Source organism: Lacticaseibacillus zhaodongensis (assembly GCF_009687905.1).
In the GTDB taxonomy this organism is placed as follows: Bacteria; Bacillota; Bacilli; order Lactobacillales; family Lactobacillaceae; genus Lacticaseibacillus; species Lacticaseibacillus zhaodongensis.
In genome coordinates this window covers 1-17,430 of record NZ_BLBG01000022.1, presented here as the reverse complement: position 1 = coordinate 17,430, position 17,430 = coordinate 1, and the positions used below count along the sequence as shown (strand labels likewise).

At 51.7% G+C, this 17,430-nt stretch carries 15 protein-coding genes; 11 read left to right on the top strand and 4 right to left on the bottom strand.

What is annotated here, in order from left to right; genetic code table 11:
* Positions 1-179 precede the first annotated feature (179 nt).
* From GN107_RS10275 to GN107_RS10260, 4 genes are all read left to right on the top strand, one after another.
* Complete coding sequence (locus tag GN107_RS10275) at positions 180-1,223, top strand: BMP family lipoprotein (protein ID WP_155287778.1); 1,044 nt, start codon at positions 180-182, stop codon at positions 1,221-1,223.
* 190 nt (positions 1,224-1,413) lie between these two features.
* Positions 1,414-2,958, top strand: coding sequence for an ABC transporter ATP-binding protein (locus GN107_RS10270; RefSeq protein WP_155287777.1), 1,545 nt, complete (start codon positions 1,414-1,416; stop codon positions 2,956-2,958).
* The gene (locus GN107_RS10265) at positions 2,948-4,072 is read left to right on the top strand and encodes an ABC transporter permease (protein ID WP_155287776.1); all 1,125 of its coding nucleotides are present in this window, start codon (positions 2,948-2,950) and stop codon (positions 4,070-4,072) included. Before GN107_RS10270 ends, GN107_RS10265 begins: the two co-directional genes overlap by 11 nt.
* The gene (locus GN107_RS10260) at positions 4,072-5,031 is read left to right on the top strand and encodes an ABC transporter permease (protein ID WP_155287775.1); all 960 of its coding nucleotides are present in this window, start codon (positions 4,072-4,074) and stop codon (positions 5,029-5,031) included. Before GN107_RS10265 ends, GN107_RS10260 begins: the two co-directional genes overlap by 1 nt.
* A 149-nt stretch (positions 5,032-5,180) precedes the next feature.
* Here GN107_RS10260 and GN107_RS10255 read toward each other — a convergent pair whose 3' ends face one another.
* Positions 5,181-5,834, bottom strand: a complete 654-nt coding sequence (locus GN107_RS10255; protein WP_155287774.1) for a histidine phosphatase family protein — start codon at positions 5,832-5,834, stop codon at positions 5,181-5,183.
* 220 nt (positions 5,835-6,054) lie between these two features.
* Between GN107_RS10255 and GN107_RS10250 the strand changes: the two genes are divergently transcribed.
* A complete protein-coding gene (locus GN107_RS10250; RefSeq protein ID WP_155287773.1) occupies positions 6,055-6,897 on the top strand; it encodes a MurR/RpiR family transcriptional regulator in 843 nt (280 codons plus the stop codon).
* Between the two features lie 195 nt (positions 6,898-7,092).
* On the opposite strand, the gene GN107_RS10245 is transcribed toward GN107_RS10250, so the two are convergent.
* Positions 7,093-7,758 carry a histidine phosphatase family protein gene (locus GN107_RS10245; protein ID WP_155287772.1) on the bottom strand — a complete coding sequence of 222 codons (666 nt, stop codon included), beginning with the start codon at positions 7,756-7,758 and terminating at the stop codon, positions 7,093-7,095.
* A 165-nt stretch (positions 7,759-7,923) separates the two neighbouring features.
* Here GN107_RS10245 and GN107_RS10240 point away from each other — a divergent pair, with 165 nt between their 5' ends.
* A complete protein-coding gene (locus tag GN107_RS10240) occupies positions 7,924-8,742 on the top strand; it encodes a Cof-type HAD-IIB family hydrolase (RefSeq protein WP_155287771.1) in 819 nt (272 codons plus the stop codon).
* A 486-nt stretch (positions 8,743-9,228) separates the two neighbouring features.
* Here GN107_RS10240 and GN107_RS10235 read toward each other — a convergent pair whose 3' ends face one another.
* Positions 9,229-9,405: a hypothetical protein gene (locus GN107_RS10235; protein ID WP_155287770.1), complete on the bottom strand. Its 177-nt coding sequence runs from the start codon at positions 9,403-9,405 to the stop codon at positions 9,229-9,231.
* Between the two features lie 346 nt (positions 9,406-9,751).
* Between GN107_RS10235 and GN107_RS10230 the strand changes: the two genes are divergently transcribed.
* Positions 9,752-10,660: an endonuclease/exonuclease/phosphatase family protein gene (locus tag GN107_RS10230; RefSeq protein WP_155287769.1), complete on the top strand. Its 909-nt coding sequence runs from the start codon at positions 9,752-9,754 to the stop codon at positions 10,658-10,660.
* A gap of 586 nt (positions 10,661-11,246) precedes the next feature.
* Here the strand turns inward: GN107_RS10230 and GN107_RS10225 are convergent.
* Positions 11,247-12,152, bottom strand: a complete 906-nt coding sequence (locus GN107_RS10225) for a proline-specific peptidase family protein (protein ID WP_155287768.1) — start codon at positions 12,150-12,152, stop codon at positions 11,247-11,249.
* 594 nt (positions 12,153-12,746) lie between these two features.
* Here GN107_RS10225 and GN107_RS10220 point away from each other — a divergent pair.
* The 4 genes from GN107_RS10220 (at position 12,747) to GN107_RS10205 (ending at position 17,018) form a co-directional block, all read left to right on the top strand.
* On the top strand, positions 12,747-14,342 hold the full coding sequence (locus GN107_RS10220) for an Nramp family divalent metal transporter (protein WP_155287767.1): 1,596 nt from the start codon (positions 12,747-12,749) through the stop codon (positions 14,340-14,342).
* A 134-nt stretch (positions 14,343-14,476) separates the two neighbouring features.
* A complete protein-coding gene (locus GN107_RS10215; protein WP_155287766.1) occupies positions 14,477-14,911 on the top strand; it encodes a universal stress protein in 435 nt (144 codons plus the stop codon).
* Positions 14,912-15,124: 213 nt separating this feature from the next.
* On the top strand, positions 15,125-16,120 hold the full coding sequence (locus tag GN107_RS10210; protein WP_155287765.1) for an aldo/keto reductase: 996 nt from the start codon (positions 15,125-15,127) through the stop codon (positions 16,118-16,120).
* Between the two features lie 532 nt (positions 16,121-16,652).
* Entirely contained in the window at positions 16,653-17,018 is a 366-nt protein-coding gene (locus tag GN107_RS10205; RefSeq protein WP_155287764.1) for a hypothetical protein, read from the top strand.
* Positions 17,019-17,430 lie beyond the last annotated feature (412 nt).

Sequence of the window (17,430 nt, the reverse complement as noted above, 5' to 3'; positions counted from 1 at the left end):
TAAAGCCGCTACCAAAGGGGGCAAATATCATTTACCTGCTCATTATTAGCTATCACTTTACTTGTAAATAATATCCGAACATTGTTATCTTTTGTAAGTAGGATTGTTCTTGCTTTGGTGCCGTTTCCGTGGTAAATTTAAGCCAATCGGGGACAACCCCAAATGAGGAGGACATAGCAGTGAAATTCACTTCGAAGGTAGCAACGGTAGCGGCCGTTGCGGCGTTGACACTTGTACTTGGTGACTGTGGTAACAGCAAGTCTAGTACTTCTGGGAAGACTGACAAAGCTCACTCAGTTGCGCTCGTTACTGATGGCGGTGGGATTGATGACAAGAGCTTCAACCAGTCTGAATGGGAAGGACTTCAGAAGTGGGGCAAGAAGCACAACCTAGTTAAGGGTGTTGGTGGTTACAACTACGCACAGAGTAATTCTGATGCTGACTTCACGCCAAACGTTAACAAGATGATCCAGGCTAAGTACAAGACCATCATTGGTTCTGGTTACAAACTTGAAAAGACCATCAAGACTGCGGCTAAGCAGAATCCTAAGACCAACTTCATCATCATTGATGACGTGATCGCGGCGCCTAATGTTGCCAGCGCAACGTTCCGCGACAACGAATCTGCTTTCCTAGCTGGGGTTGCAGCTGCTGAAACAACGAAGACCAACAAGGTTGGTTTCGTTGGTGGTGTGCACGGCCAGGTTATCGACCGTTTTGAAGCCGGCTTCAGGCAGGGTGTTGCGGCCGTCAACAAGAACATCAAGGTTGACGTTAAGTATGCCGACAGCTTCTCCAAGCCAGACGTTGGGCAGGCACTTGCACAGGCAATGTTCAACAACAACGAAGACGTTATCTACCAGGCTGCCGGTGGTACTGGTGCCGGTGTCTTCTCCGCTGCTAAGAACGCCATCAAGTCCAAGAAGGTTTGGGTCATCGGTGTTGACCGTGACCAGACCGCTGAAGGTAAGTACAAGGGTGGCAACCTCACTTTGACCTCTACCGTCAAGGGTGTTGACATTGCTGTTCAGAATCTTGCCGATGCTGCAATGAAGGACAAGTTCCCTGGTGGCAAGACTAAGGTTTACGGTCTGAAGGATAACGGTGTTCGTCTGACTCGTGGGAATATGAGTGCTAAGGCCTGGGCCAAGGTCCAAGAATACAAGCAGAAGATTGTTAAGGGCGACATCAAGGTTGCTGAGCGGCCTTCCGAGCTTAAGTAGTCTCGCCTTGAATACTTCTGAGTTTTAAGATAGCAAAGGCTCCAATACTTGTTTTGGAGATTGGTCGGGACGATTTTTATAGTTCCGGCCTTTTTTGTAGGGCAGGTCAAGGTATAATAGTAACAACATAGAAAGGAAGCACGGACAGCGGACTGGTGTGCAGTCCGCTGTCCGTGTGTGGGAGAATGCGATGAATGAAACACCTGCAATCGAAATTCACCATTTAGTCAAGGCATTCGGCGATTTTAAGGCTAACGATGACGTCTCGATCAACTTCTACAGCGGCCAAGTGCACGCGCTACTTGGTGAAAACGGTGCTGGTAAGTCGACCCTGATGAATATGCTTTCCGGAATTCTCCGCCCGACTAGTGGTCAGATTCTAGTCAAGGGAAAGGAGGTCCACTTGCATTCCGCTAAGGACGCCTCCGCCCTCGGGATTGGGATGGTGCACCAGCACTTTATGCTTGTGGGGGCCTTCACTGCCTTAGAGAACATCATTTTGGGATCCGAACCGACCCATGCTGGCCGGCTCAACTTCAAACTTGCGCGCAAGCGTGTGGAGGAAATCCTGTCGCGTTACGACCTTGATGTTGACCTTGATGCCAAAGTCGATGATATTTCAGTCGGGATGCAGCAACGTGTTGAAATCGTGAAGGTGCTTTACCGAAACGCGGATGTGGTTATTTTCGACGAACCAACCGCCGTTTTGACACCTCAAGAAATCGAAGACTTGCTGGATATCATGCGCAAGCTGGCCGGTGAAGGTAAGGCCGTCCTGCTGATTACGCATAAGCTGCAAGAAATTCGGGCGGTTGCTGACACGACGACGATTATTCGCCGCGGGAAGGTGATTGGCACCGTCAAGACCGCCGACAAGTCCGCTGAGGAACTGGCGACGATGATGGTTGGCCACGAGGTCGACTTCAAGCTCGACAAGGTCAAGCACGAAGAGGGCCCGGCCATTCTGTCCATCAAGAACCTGAACGTGGTCGACAAGCAAAAGGTCAAGCGCGTTACCGACTTCTCACTGGACATTCACGGCGGCGAGATCGTTGGACTAGCCGGGATCGACGGCAACGGGCAAAGCGAACTGGTCCAAGCACTCACCGGACTAATTACGCCGACATCCGGGACCATCACAATTGCCGGCAAGGACACCACGCACGCAACGCCGCGGCAAATCATTCGTAGCGGCGTTGGGCACATTCCTGAAGACCGTCAGCGGTACGGCCTGATTTTGCCAATGACCGTCATCGACAACATGGGGATGATGACCTACACCGAAGAGCCACTGTCCAAGCACGGCATTTTGAACCAACCAGCTGCCGTCAAAATGACCAAGGAGCTCACGCAGAAGTTCGACGTCCGGACCAGCAGCATTACTAACACCGCCGGTTCCCTGTCCGGTGGTAACCAGCAAAAGCTGATTATTGCCCGGGAAATGTCGCGTGATCCGCAATTACTGATTGCGATGAATCCGACTCGCGGACTGGATGTTGGGGCTATTGAGTTCATTCACCAGCAGATTCTCAATGCTCGTGAAGCGGGGCGCGCCGTTCTGTTGGTTTCCTACGAACTGGATGAAATCAAACAGCTTGCCGACCGGATTGCCGTTGTGCACGCCGGGAAGCTCGTTGCGACCGAAAACGCCGACGACCTGACTGAACAGCAAATCGGTCTGCTGATGGCCGGCGAGGATCTCAAGGACAAGGAGGCAGTTCCAAATGCGGATTAAGAACAAAACTATTCAGAGCATCTGGATACCGCTTATTGCTATTTTTCTGGGGCTGCTAGTTGGGGCAATCGTCATGCTCCTGTCCGGCTTCAACCCCATCACCAACTACGCCAACCTGTTCATGGGTGCAGTTGGTAGCCCCAACGCGATTGGGGAAGTTCTGCGGGCCGCAACGCCACTGATGCTGACCGGGGCTGGCTTTGCGATTGCCAACTCGGCTGGTTTCTTCAACATTGGTCTTGCCGGACAGGCACTGGTTGGCTGGCTCGCGTCAGTTAGCTTCGCGCTCGCATTCCCTGACTGGCCGCGGATTTTCCTGCTGCCGGCATCAATTATTGCCGGTGCTGTTGCCGGTGCGCTCTGGTCCGGGATCGCCGGCTACCTGCGGGCGTACTTCGGTGCCAGTGAAGTTATCACCACGATCATGTTGAACTACACCGCCCTGTACGCAACTAACGCAATTATTAAGGGCATGTTGGCTAAGCACGATAATGACTACTCACCAACCGTGCCTGTAGCTGCACGGCTGCGCACCCCATTTTTGGAGCACCTCACCCAGAATTCAACTTTCCACTGGGGCATTATTCTTGCTTTGGTTGCGGCTGTGTTCCTGTGGTGGTTAATGAAGAAAACGACCCTCGGCTTTGAGATCCGGGCCGTGGGGATGAACCCTGATGCTTCCCGTTATGCGGGGATGTCCACCAAGAAGACCATCATTGCCGCCATGCTCATTTCCGGTGCCCTCGCCGGTTTGGGCGGTGCGATGGAAGGCCTGGGTGACTTCCAAAATATTGTTGTGAACAACGCGTTACCAGACATCGGTTTTGACGGCATGTCCGTCTCACTGCTTGCTGGTGGGGCACCAATTGGAATTATCTTCTCCGCATTGCTATTCGGGATTCTTAAGATTGGTGGTTTGAACATTTCCATTACGTCCACCACGCCTTCCGAAATCGTTAATATCGTTATTGCCGCCGTCATCTTCTTCGTCGGTGCACAATACCTGATTCGTTACTGGTTCGACCGTAGTGCAGCCGCCCGCGACAAGAAACGGAGTGCTGCCGCTGTTAGGCAAGAAGAGGCTGAGCAAGACTCGGGAGGTAAGGACAAATAATGGACATTCAAGTATTACTACTCACAATTGTATCCACGACGCTCGTCTACTCCGCACCCCTCATTTTCACCTCGATCGGTGGGGTTTTCTCCGAACATTCTGGGATCGTTAACGTTGGCCTTGAAGGCATGATGGTCATGGGGGCATTCGCGTCCGTGGTCTTTAACCTCAAGATGGGTGATACCTTTGGCGCCGCCACCCCTTGGCTCGGGCTGCTCGTCGGCGGTCTAGTCGGGGCTGCATTCTCCCTGATTCACGCGGTTGCGACCATCAACTTGCGCACTGACCACATTATCTCTGGTACCGTGCTCAACCTGATGGCCCCCGCACTGGCCGTCTACCTGACCCGGTTGATTTTCCAAGGCCGTGGGCAAACTGACATTTTGCAGCACCCGTTGGCAACGGCCACCATTCCCGGTCTGTCTAGCATTCCGGTCATCGGCCCGATTTTCTTCGCCAAGACCTCGCTGGCCGCATACCTGGGAATCATTGTTTCCATCATCGCTTGGTGGATTTTGTCCAAGACGCGCTTCGGCTTGCGGCTCCGTTCAGTCGGTGAGCACCCCGAAGCTGCTGACTCAGTCGGGATTTCTGTCTACGCATACCGTTACGCCGGGGTCCTCATCTCTGGATTCCTTGGCGGGATCGGTGGGGCGGTCATGGCGCAGTCCATCACGCTGAACTTCTCTGCCACCACGATTGTTGGGCAAGGGTTCATGTCGCTGGCCGCGATGATCTTCGGTAAGTGGCACCCAGTTGGCGCAATGGGCGCGGCCGTCTTCTTCGGCTTCGCGCAGAGTCTCGCCATCGTCGGCAAGTACATCCCGGTCATCCGGGCAATGCCTGACGTAATCTTCACGGTTGCCCCATACCTGATCACCATCATCGTCCTGGTAGCATTCATCGGTAACGCACGGATGCCAGCAGCCGATGGGAGTACATTTGTTAAGTCGAAATGAAGACAGGTTTCTGTCCCGCGGAATTTGACTCAGCACTTAGCATGAAACCGCAATAAACACCGTAAATTGCACAGTCCAAAACAACTCCCCGATTCTTCGTGAATAAGAAGAATCGGGGAGTTGTTTTGTTGCTTATAAATTAAGCGGGGTTACTTTTGGTTGTAAGTCAGCACGTGCACCCCATCATCATCAAGACGCAGCGTACTGACACCGCCATTCACCGGACTGATCAAGCCACTGAAGCCATCGACCTTGCCGAACTTGTCAATAATGCTGCGGATGGTTGTGCCATGCGTCACGAGTAAGACCTTGCCACCATCCGGGTTATCCGCACGAATCTCTTTAAAACCGCGCATAATGCGGCTCCAGAAGGTGTGGGCGTCCTCCGCATCGTGGAAGGGGTCGGCTTCGTGCACCATGTCTTTGGAAGCATCAAGGCCGACGCCGGCGATGATGGCGGGAAAAGTATCGTATCCATGCGGTTTGCCAACGATGAACCAGCTCTGTTTGGAATTGTCGCCTTCGAAGTAGCCGTAGAACTCTTCACGGAAATTAGCGGTCGTTTTGAAAGGCGTGTCGGGCCAGTTGTTGGCTGCCAAGATGTGCTTAGCGGTGTTTTGGGCCCGCATGGTGTCACTGCTGTAGGCACGGGTGAAGTGTTCATTTGCGAGTGCTTTACCCGTACTGTCGGCGTCGGCAATGCCTTTGGTGGTCAGGGGAGTGTCACTCCAGCCCTGCATGCGGTCGTAGCGATTGATAAAGGTTTGGCCGTGGCGAATCAGATAAATAGTGATAGCTTTCAACGCAAAGTTCCTCCCAAAGTTTGATTCTAGTTGACGGGCGGTGGCTATTTTATAGGCCCGCGTCGAATCAACTAGAAACTTAATTTCATATTCATCATAAATCGTGAAAATTAATTTGTCAATTTATCCTGCCAGTTGCACATTGTGCTGAAACGCGTTAGATTCAGTGACAGAGAGTTTTACAAACCGCAAAATTCTGAAATTGGCAGAAGGTGCATTGATGACCCAGCGTAAAAATATTGTTAATGACTTGTATAGCAAGTTGCCGAACTTCTCAGCGACCGACCGTAAAATCGCTAGCTTCATCCTTAGTGATCCTAGCAAAGTGGTCAACATGACCATTGCTGAATTGGCGCAAGCTGCAAAGGTCAGTGAGGCCTCGGTGTCACGCTTTTGCCGAACCATCGAACTGGATGGGTTTCATCAGCTGAAAATTGAGCTCGCAAAGGTTGCCGACGACGAGAATAGTTATTATCACAAGATTAATGGCAACAGTATTGACCAAGCGTTAGCTAGCATCAGTCGCAATAAGATCGCCGAAGTTGACACAACTCTGCAGGCGACCCCTGCAGATGATATTGAGCGGGCGCTTAATTACCTTACTGAAACCCCCGTCATTCAGTGCATTGGTGCAGGGGGGACGTATCCAGTCGCCATGGACGCAGCCTATAAGTTCAATCAGCTGGGCTTGCTGGCACTGACGGACCCTTCTTGGGAGTCGTCAGTGGCGCAAACCTTGAACTTGCCAAAAGGGGCTGTGTTGATGGTGATTTCAAACTCAGGTGAAACATTGCACCTAATTACCCAAGTCAAGCTCGCGAAGAAGCAGGGCGTTCACGTTATCGCGCTGACCAATCGGGCGAATTCGCCGATTGGTCAACTTGCTGATGTTCACATTCTTACCGCTGTGCGGCAACAGGTCTTCGATTCTGAATATTATTTCTCGCGCTTATCGGCTACTACTGCGATTGAGGCGCTATTTCTATTATTATTGACCAGAAATACTGCTTTTGCGACCCACATTAAGCAACACGAAGAAATCATTGCAAACACCAAAATTTGAAGAAAGAAAATCTCCGGGGCTGCTCAGTTGAAGTCCCGGAGATTGTGCGTTCCATTTGCGTAAACTATTTTCCGGCCCGTAGCTCGACTCGGCACCGGCAGCTATAAAACCAAGCACCATCAATTTAGCACCGCAAAAATACCCCCCAGTCCTTCGTACAGAAGAATCGGGGAGTTATTTGTTTGCACTGATTAGTTAATCATCCAACTGCTTTTGGTTATACGCCAGCAGGTGCACGCCACCGTCATCAAGTCGCAACTGGGTGATACTACCGTTAGCGGGACCGCGGTCAATTTTGAAACCGTCGCTCTTGCCGAACTTATCAGCAATGCTGCGGATACTCGTGCCGTGGGTAACGAGGAGTACTTTGCCGCCGTCTGGGTTACCATCGCGAATTTCCTTGAAGCCGCGCATGATGCGGCTCCAGTAGGTGTGGGCGTCTTCTGCGTCGTGGAAGGGGTCGGCGGCGTGCATCATGTCCTTGGCCGCGTCGAGCCCGGCGCGGGCTACAATGTCTTCCCAGCCGTTGTAACCATGCGGCTTGCCGATGACGAACCACGTGCGAGACGGGTTGTCGCCTTCAAAATAGCCGTAGAACTGCTCGCGAAAGTTCGGGCTGGTTGAGAAGGGTGTGTCGGGCCACTTGTTCGCCGCTAGAATGTAGCCGGCAGTCGTCTGGGCGCGCATCGTGTCGCTGCTGTAGGCGCGCACAAAATGCACATCAGATAGGGTCTGGCCAGCCTGCTTGGCATCGGCAATGCCCTTGTCGGTGAGTGGAGTGTCGCTCCAGCCCTGCATGCGGTCGTAGCGATTGATGTAGGTTTGGCCGTGGCGAATGAGGTAAATGGTGATTGCTTTCAATTTTGTTTCCTCCAAAAAAGTGAACTGGTTGGCTGCTGCATGTTGCTGGCAAAATACCAGCTGTCACTATGATTTTAACATTCTTGATGGCGCTTTCCGAATGGGGCGCATTCAAGCTAATTTTGTGATAATCTAAGCATGTATCTATTTTACGGGGGAAAATCAATGTATAAATTAATGGTCAGTGACTTGGACGAAACTTTGGTGCGCGCTGACGGCACCATCTCTGATGACAACGTGGCGGCAATTCGCGCCGCTGCCAAATTGGGCGTTAAGTTCGTTCCCAACACCGGGCGCGGTTTTGCGTCGGTGCAGCCACTGCTGAAGAAGATTGGCACCTACGAGCAGCCAGATCAGTTCGTAGTTTCTTACAATGGCGGCGCGGTGGTCGAGAACAAGGGCAACAAGGTACTCATGACGGGGCAGATGCCATACGCCGATGCCGAGAAAATTTTCAACATGCTCGCCGTGCACCCGAACATTTCGATTCACGTGTACACGCTCAACCACGTTTACATTCACAATCCACGTGAGGATGATTTGCAGTACGTGATGAGCCGCGGCGTGGAGTACAAGCCGATGCCAGACACGGACTTCACCCGCTTCGCGGACAAGCACATCATGAAGGTCATCTTCATGAATCCGGACATCAAAATCCGCCACGCGATTGCTGAAGAAGTCCTCGCGCAGATGAAAGACGTTGCGGACCTCACGTACTCGTCCGCTCGCTACGCTGAGTTCAACCACAAGGGCGTCAACAAGGGTAGTGCAACGCTGCAGTTGGCGGAGTACCTGCACATCAAGCCCGAAGAAATCATGGCGTTCGGCGACAACGCGAACGACTTACCAATGCTTCGGAGCGTGGGGATGCCGGTGTCCGTTTCGAACGGGATCCCGGAAGTTAAGTCGGTAGCCAAGTACGTGACGAAGGCGAACTACGAAAATGGGGTCGCCGAGGCCATTCACAAGTACATTCTGGATTAAAAAAGCACCTCATCATTGCCTGATTCGGCGATGATGGGGTGCTTTTTGCTGCCGGGTGGCGGACAGGTCACTTCCGCTGCGTCACGGGGCCACTCCATGCACAGGGTCGCGTTCAAGCCTTGACAAAACCCGCGTCAAGTCTTGCCGCTAAGCTGGCGGCCAACGCTCGCCTCCGGCACTCCGCTGTGCTCCGATGTCCGGTGTCTCTAAGGGCTAAAGCCCTAAGAGCTCCGGCTCACTTTGTTGTCCGTGCGCTTCCCCCAATAACGAGCGGCAAGCCACTTGCGAAATTCACGCAAGCGTCTAGCAGCTCATTATTGCGATGGCATGGAGCAGCCCCGTGCCTCCGCTCCGTAAACCTGCCCGCCACCCTACATTGATTTTCTAATCGGACCGTTGGTGATTCCGGACAGTACTTACGTGGTTGAACTTTGAGCCCATGTAACCTCGACTAGCGTGCCTCAGGTAAACGGAAAGAATCCTAAATCAGCCCCAGAGATATATGAAGTACCGCAACCCAGCCCCGAGCATGACGACACCTAGGACAATTAGCACTATTTTCCATGGCATTGGAATATGCACTCTGATCCCAACTGCAATCAGCACAACCCCAATGGCAGCCGCTACAGCCGCCACGATGGGCCAATAGACAATTAATGACATGTAAATTCCTCCTCAGTGGACTTACCCTCACCTTGTCAGAGCTCTGACTATCAGGAGTGTAATCCCTGGCTTGAATTAACACAATATGCAATTTTGCCGTCTCCGGAGTTGATTGATTTCCGGTGAAGCCCCGGCACAAATCTGGACTGTAAAACATCAAAATCCGTCATTTAATAACATCGGTGGTATATCTGTTCTTTTATGTTGCAAATAGTGTGACATAAAGCAACCACCATAATTACCGCATAATTGGTTTTAAAATGTTGCTATAATCCGGTTGACAGCGTTTACAGCTGTGACGTATATTGGCTCTGTTGTTGAAAGGGTATTTTGAAAGGAGAACATCATGAAGCTGACTAGTAAGCTCGCTGCCGCGGTACTGATTGCAGGAATCGCCCTACCATCTCTAGGCGCAAGCAATTCCGTTAGTGCTGACACAACTGTCGAGGTGGGGACGTATAATCTGCGGGCCCCCAAGAAGAATGACACTAACAAGCAGCGCTCACTGCTCCAAAATGCGAATGTCGAAGTTGCCGGACTCCAGGAAATCAACTACAAAAACCACCGTTTCAGTGGCCAAACCAAGTACAACACCCTCACGAACTTCAAGAACGATTACTACCCATCAGTCATTTACGCCAACGCCATTAATTTTGCTGGCGGAGGCTACGGGATTGCGACCATCTCACACTTGAACGTTATCGGGTCCAAGAAGCACAGCGTCTATAGTGCCAAGTTCAATGACAAGCACCTGGCCGCACTACGGAAGGCCTACAACAATTTTAATCCAGACAAACCCAAGACGGTTAATGCCTTGGACAAGCTTTCCGCTAAGTACGGCACGAAGCTGATCGAACCGCGTGTTTACCAGCGGACGATTGTTGAAAAGGATGGCAAGCAGATTGCCTTCTACAACACACACCTGAGCTATGAGTCGACGAAATTACGCCACAAGCAGTTCAAGCAGCTCATCAACGTGATGAAAAAGGACAAGACTGAGTACAAGGTGTTGGTCGGCGACTTCAACGAGGACCAGGGCACAGCGGGCTGGAAAGTCTTCCAGAAGGACTTCAACCTCGCAAACGGCCAAGACGGCATCTGGCGCGACAGTTTCATCGGCGACGACCCGACGATGAAGGTCAACTCGATCGACAACATCATCACCAGCAAGAACATCGAGATCAGCAACGTCCACACAATCATGTCCACAGCATCTGACCACATCCCATTAGTGGCAACGTTGACGCTGAAGTAAGCATAGCAACGTAGACACTGTAGCAGCAAAAATCAAATAAAATATTGGGTAAATACACTCCTTCTAGGATGAATAAGCGATTGATGCTTATCTGCCTGGAGGGAGCTTTTTGTAGTTCAATCAAATACTAACGAAAGATTTTAGTGGGACCGTGGCTGATAGGGGGTGGACGGTTACATTGATTGGGAAGCGGAAATTAAATTACCTATGCCTATCTCAATCTGATTCGATACTTGGAACGAGAAATTTTTGAACATCTATGTAGTCGTGAGGGGCGCCGCTGCGTAGTGGAGTATATGCCGCGTAAAGCCCAAACAGTTGTTAAGCAGTGGGCTTCTGCTTAACAACTGGGGGTGAAAGCAAGACCGCGTTGAGCGTAGCGATGCGGGCTTGGTTTTAGGCGGAGCCACACGAAGCGCAGCGTAGTTTGGCGGGAGCCGGCCCCGGGCTGTTCCACGCGCAAGCATATACGTAACGAAGCAGCTGCGCCCCTCACGGCGGGCCCCAAGGCACGACGCCCTTAAAGATTTTGAAGCCACAAAAATAGACCACCCAGTTAGGGTAGCCTACATAGTTAGGATGCTGATTAATCGTTGAAGGTGCCGTTTTCGACGTCACTGATGAACTGCTTCAAGTGCTTGAAGTAAACCGGTGCGTTGTCGATCATGTGGTGGTGCCCACCATCTGGGGTTGTAACCAGACGGGCGTGCGGAATCACCTCTGCCATGCGCTGTGCAGACTTCATTGGCATCGTCTCGTGTTCACCGAATGTGAGCAGGGTAGGCACGGTAATGTTGTGAATCTGATCGCGCAGGTCGAAGTCCTTCAGCTTACCAGTAACAACGAATTCGTTGTCGCCCTGGAAAGCATTGTAGACGGGCTTAGCGGTCGTGTCGATCAGGTGACTGATTGCAGGTGGCTGCTTGCGGTCAACGTAGCCTGCGTTCAGGATGTCAACGTAGTGCTGGTACTTAGGGTCAGACCAGTTGCCAGACTTTTCCATCTTCTGCATGTACTTAACTGCTGAAGGTGGGAGGGCCTCTTCACGGACCAAGTTGATGTGCTCAACGTATTCGTCGATGTTATCAACCATGGAGGAGACGATGGCGCCCTTGAGGTGCTTGCCATACTTCAGTGCGTAGAGCTGCACGAGTGCGCCGCCCCATGACTGACCGATCAGGTAGAAGTTGTCGAGGCCAAGCTTCTGGCGGACTTCTTCAACTTCGCCGAGGAAGTAGTCGGTGGTCAGGTACTTCTTAGCGATTTCAGGGTCACTGTAGTCAGGCTGGTCGGAGTAGAACGAACCCAGCTGGTCGTACATGGTGACCTGAACGCCCAAGTCGGACAGTTCTTCACCGAAGTTTTCCCAGTATTCGTGGGTACCGCCAGGGCCACCATGCAGTGCGAGCAGATGAATATCGCCCGTGCCCTGCGTGTTAGTCCAGAGGTGGTAGCCGTTATCAAGCGTGAGAATCGTGGTTCCTTGCTTCATTAGGTTCACCTAGTTTCTTAAGATTAGCTCCATTTTAGCACAGCGCGAGTGACGGCGGACATAGATGTTGCGGCGATTGCGGGGGACAAAAGGGAGCAGCTATCATTTTTCCTGGCTGCTTGATTCTGATAGTTAGTTAACTAGAACTGATTTTCCCTGACCAAAAGGCAAAATCTTTGACCTTTGCTGCAGGGGACCGGCCTTTGCTTAGTTCCATTTTGGGAACGAATAGGTGGGTGGGGGTTTCAGCAGTTTTGATTAGGTAGACCAATTTTGTAATAAAAACGGCCATCATTTTTGGGAAACGCTTTCCACACGTCAAAATGCCCCTACATAGGCTTTTATAGGCACTATCACAGGTTTACAAATCCAAAAATCGGCGGTAATGTTAGGCGTACCGTAAATGAAATAAGGGCGTGTCACTCGCAACATTCACCAAGCTTTCCCGGTGGCAACGTTCGTATTGCAGTTGCGGTGCTGACTGCAATTGTTGAGATTGTTAGTACAAATACCCTGAAATGAATCAGGGGCCTCGCGAAATACGGTGGCAGTTGGGAACCAAGGGTATGGGTCCCAACAGAAAGGAAGGTTCATATGAAAGCAGAACCAGTAGCACCCCGCAAGCACAAGTTAATTGAGTACGCGAACGGGCCCTCGCTTGAGGAAATCAACGGCACGGTCAAGGTTCCAAAGGGTAAGGGGTTCTTCAAAACCCTGCTTGCCTACTCTGGTCCGGGTGCGTTAGTCGCCGTTGGGTATATGGATCCTGGTAATTGGTCAACGAGTATCACTGGTGGTCAAAACTTTCAGTATTTACTGATATCAATCGTTTTGATCTCCAGCTTAATCGCCATGTTACTGCAAAATATGGCCGCTAAGCTGGGGATAGTCACCCAGATGGACCTCGCGCAAGCGATTCGGGCGCGGACCAGCAAGAAGCTGGGCATCGTGCTGTGGATCATGACCGAATTTGCAATCATGGCAACCGATATTGCTGAAGTTATCGGGGCCGCGATTGCCTTGAACCTTTTGTTCCACATTCCGCTAGTCGTGGCGGTGTTCGTCACCGTTTTGGATGTCCTGGTGCTCTTGCTCTTAACCAAGATCGGCTTCCGCAAAATTGAAGCGCTGGTTGTCTGCTTGGTCATGGTCATCCTGCTCGTCTTCGTTTACGAAGTTGCCTTGTCCCAGCCAATGTGGGGCGACATTATTCGCGGCTTGGTTCCAACGGCTGGCACCGTCGCGACGCACCCATCTGTTAATGGTATGACGCCACTCAGCGGTTCACTCGGAATCATCGGTGCAACCGTGATGCCGCACAATCTGTACCTGCACTCCGCGATTTCCCAGACGCGCAAAATTGATCACAGTGATGAAGAAGAAGTTGCCCAATCCGTTCGCTTCAGTCAGTGGGATTCCAATATCCAGCTGAGTGTCGCCTGGGTCGTTAACTCACTGTTACTAATTATGGGGGTTGCGGTCTTCAAGTCTGGTGCCGTGAAGGACTCATCCTTCTTCGGTTTGTACCAGGCGCTTAGCAATACCTCCATGCTCAGCAATGGGATTTTGATTGCCGTTGCTAAGTCCGGTGCGCTGTCCACGTTGTTCGCGGTCGCACTGCTTGCTTCTGGTCAAAATTCAACCATTACCGGGACCTTAACTGGTCAGGTCATCATGGAAGGCTTCGTGCACATGCGGATGCCACTGTGGGCCCGGCGCTTAGTTACCCGTCTTATTTCCGTCATTCCTGTGTTAGTATGTGTATGGACAACCCGGAACCTGTCACCGATTGCCGAACATGAGGCGATGAACACGCTGATGAACAATTCCCAAGTCTTCTTGGCTTTTGCCCTGCCGTTCTCCATGCTGCCGCTGATTATGTTGACTGACAGCAAGGATGAAATGGGTAATCGCTTCAAGAACTCCTTGTGGGTCAAGGTGTGTGGCTGGCTCTGTGTCGTCAGTTTGACCGTTTTAAACATGATTAGTTTGCCTGATGATTTTGTCAATTTCTTAGGCAGTAATCCTAGTGCTGGTGCCATTCAGGGAGCCCACATTGCGGCTTACGTTTCCATCTTCCTGGTCTTTGCGCTGATTGCATGGTGCATTTACGACATGACGAAAGGAAACGGCCGCTTGCACGCGGATAATGCTGCCAAGGCTGACAAGAAGGCGCAGGCTGACGCATAATGATTGCTGATAACTGCGTTTTAGATGATTTCGTTGCCGGAATTGTTTCATGGTGCATTAGTGACCTGATTCATGGCGACTGGCAGTTGCGGGCAGATAACATTACTAGCGCGATAAGCTAAGGAGGAGAACTAATGGCTGACGATTTCAAGAAAATTCTTGTTGGTGTCGACGATTCCGAAGACGCACTGGCCGCGTTCCAGTACGCCTTGCACCGGGCACGGGTCGATGGGGCGGACCTCATCATTGCGTCCATTCTCGAATCTGACGACATGAACATCTACCAGGCTCTCACCAAGGATTACGTCCACGGTGAGCGGGCCGCACTGGAGGAGCACCTGCGCCACTACGTCAAGCTGGCGGAAGACGCCGGAATTAAGAATGTCCGCGCCGTCATCGACGAGGGGGACCCTGGTGTGCAGATCGTGAAGAACCTGATTCCAAAATATAAGCCAGACTTGCTGATCATCGGTGCCGCCGACAAAAAGGGCATCGGGCTCACATTTGGTAGTCAGGCCGCCTACATGGCCAAGCACGCCCGAATTTCGGTGCTGGTTGTGCGGGACTAATAAAACACTGCACCAATTGTTTTGGAGATGTCACTGAGCTGAAGGGCTCGGGGCATCTTTTTTGGTTTCTTTATAGTGTAGTTCGGCTATTGTGTGGCCGCATTCTGCCATTCTGTGAAAGCGTTGACACGTCTGCCCCAACTCGCTACCATTTAAATTGAATTGTAATTAGTACATGATCCGAACTTTGGTGCAATTTTAGGAGGATATTCTATGACTTATGATGCAGCAACAACACGTTACGACACGATGGAGTACCGGCGGGTCGGGAAGAGCGGCTTGAAGTTGCCCGCCCTCTCACTGGGTTTGTGGCACAACTTTGGGAGTATTGATCCACTTGATAACCAGCGCAAAATTCTGCGCCGGGCTTTTGACCTTGGGGTGACTTGCTTCGACATGGCCAATAACTACGGGCCAGAGCCAGGGGCGGCGGAGCGTAATTTTGGCCGCATCTTCAAGGCTGATTTCAAGCCCTACCGCGATGAGTTGATCCTCACGTCTAAGGCTGGTTACACGATGTGGCCTGGCCCATACGGTGATTGGGCTTCCCGCAAGAGTATCATCGCCAGTGCTGACCAGAGCCTGCAGCGTACCGGTCTTGACTACTTCGACATCTTCTACACGCACCGCGCCGACCCCGAGACGCCAGTTGAGGAAACTGCTCTTGCGCTCGACCAGCTGGTACACCAGGGTAAGGCGCTCTACGTCGGGATTTCTAACTACGATCCCGAGCAGACCCGTGCCATCACCGCAATCTTCAAGGACCTGAAGACGCCGTACATCGTCAGTCAGAACCGCTACAACATGTTCGACCGCACGCCGGAGGAAAGTGGCTTGTTCAAGACACTGACCGAAGAGGGCCAGGGTGCAGTTGTCTTCAGTCCGCTGGCACAGGGACTACTGACTGGGCGTTACCTGAACGGCATTCCGGAAGATTCCCGGGCCAAGCGCGGTATCAGCAACCACCTGCACGTGGCGGACGTTGAAGCTAAGCTGGGCAAAATCAAGGCGCTGAACGCCGTCGCGGAGCGCCGCGGCCAGTCACTGGCGGACATGTCATTGGCATGGGACCTGCGCAAGCAGCCGGTTGCCAGCGTCATCGTGGGCGTCAGCAAGGTCAGCCAGCTGGAGGACAACGTCAACGCCCTGCAGAAGCTGGACTTCACGGACGAAGACTTGGCTGCCATCGACAAAATTTTAAAGGATTAGTCAGGCGGCTTGCAATTAGCATAGTTACAGGGGATGAGGGCAGCAGTTGTTGGCCTCATTTTTATCGGGAAACGACCACTTAGATGCCGGGGGGTGGGTGAATCTACTCCCACTTCGCCATGGTGGTGGGCCATGCACAGGGTCGCGTTCAAGCCTTGCAAGCCCGGCAAGTCTTGCCGCTAAGCTCAGGCCAACGCTCCCTCCGGTCGCATGTTGTCCTTGCGCTTCCCCCAATACGGAGCGGCAAGCCACGCACAACCCGCGTGTCTCGCTGCTCCGTATTGCGATGGCATGGCCCACCACTATGGCTGCCGCTCCCGTAGATTCACCTACCGCCCTAATTTTGATAAGCTACAGTTACGGTTGGCTGATTTATATCGATGTTGCTACGGTATAAATGGATTGATCATACTGGAACGGCAAATCATGGAGTAGTATTGGCATGTAAGCTGATTGATACGATTTTGACGAGGCGAAAGGAATAATATATGCGCAGCCGCTTGGGAACTGTCGGCATGTATTTGTGTGAGATATGCGGTCGAATAAAATAATTGCCATTGTTATCAAGGTGCTTTTTTCAATTATGGGTTTCGGCACTGCCTTGATTTTTTCACTGAACGGAATCGTAAGTGCAGTTGGATTTGATGGAGTTACCGGCCTAGAATTTGTTACTGGCGCAAAGGGATTATATGTCATCAATACCCTGATTGGATTGTTATTACTGATGGTGGTTGGATTTGGTGTTCTTAACTTCCGCCGTCCACTTCCGATAACTTCCTTGATACTGGTGCTACTCATTATCTCTGGCTACGTTATTGCCCATGCTGGCCTTGGTTTTAGTGTTCTGGCACTGATTACGGTTGGTTTAGTGTTGTGGACGAGTTACGCCATAGTTTGATAGCCAGATACGTATACTGAAAAACTGTTGTCATTCTATTTAATATCGGGTCGGCAGTTAGAGTTATTCAAACCGATACTGTAGGGCTGTGCGCGCCTCTTCCGGGAACGAAGCTGGCGGTAGTGACCATGCTGAAACGATTAATAAGAGCGGTATTCTTGCGTGGTTTTCGCAAGGGTACCGCTCTTATTAATCGGGGAGAGTGGAGAGACCGCAAGGATGATATATGTAGTGCAGGTAAGCTTACCGAAGATGTCAATTCAACACGGCGGGCTCGGAGCTCAACCGGAAGACTTGACCCGATCCTGGTCAAGTCTGTAGGTGGCCCCAGCATGTGGAGTGCAATAGAAAAGTTGGACAGTTATCAGATTATTTTCCGCTGTGCCCTGTAATGTATTCCACAGGGGTCATT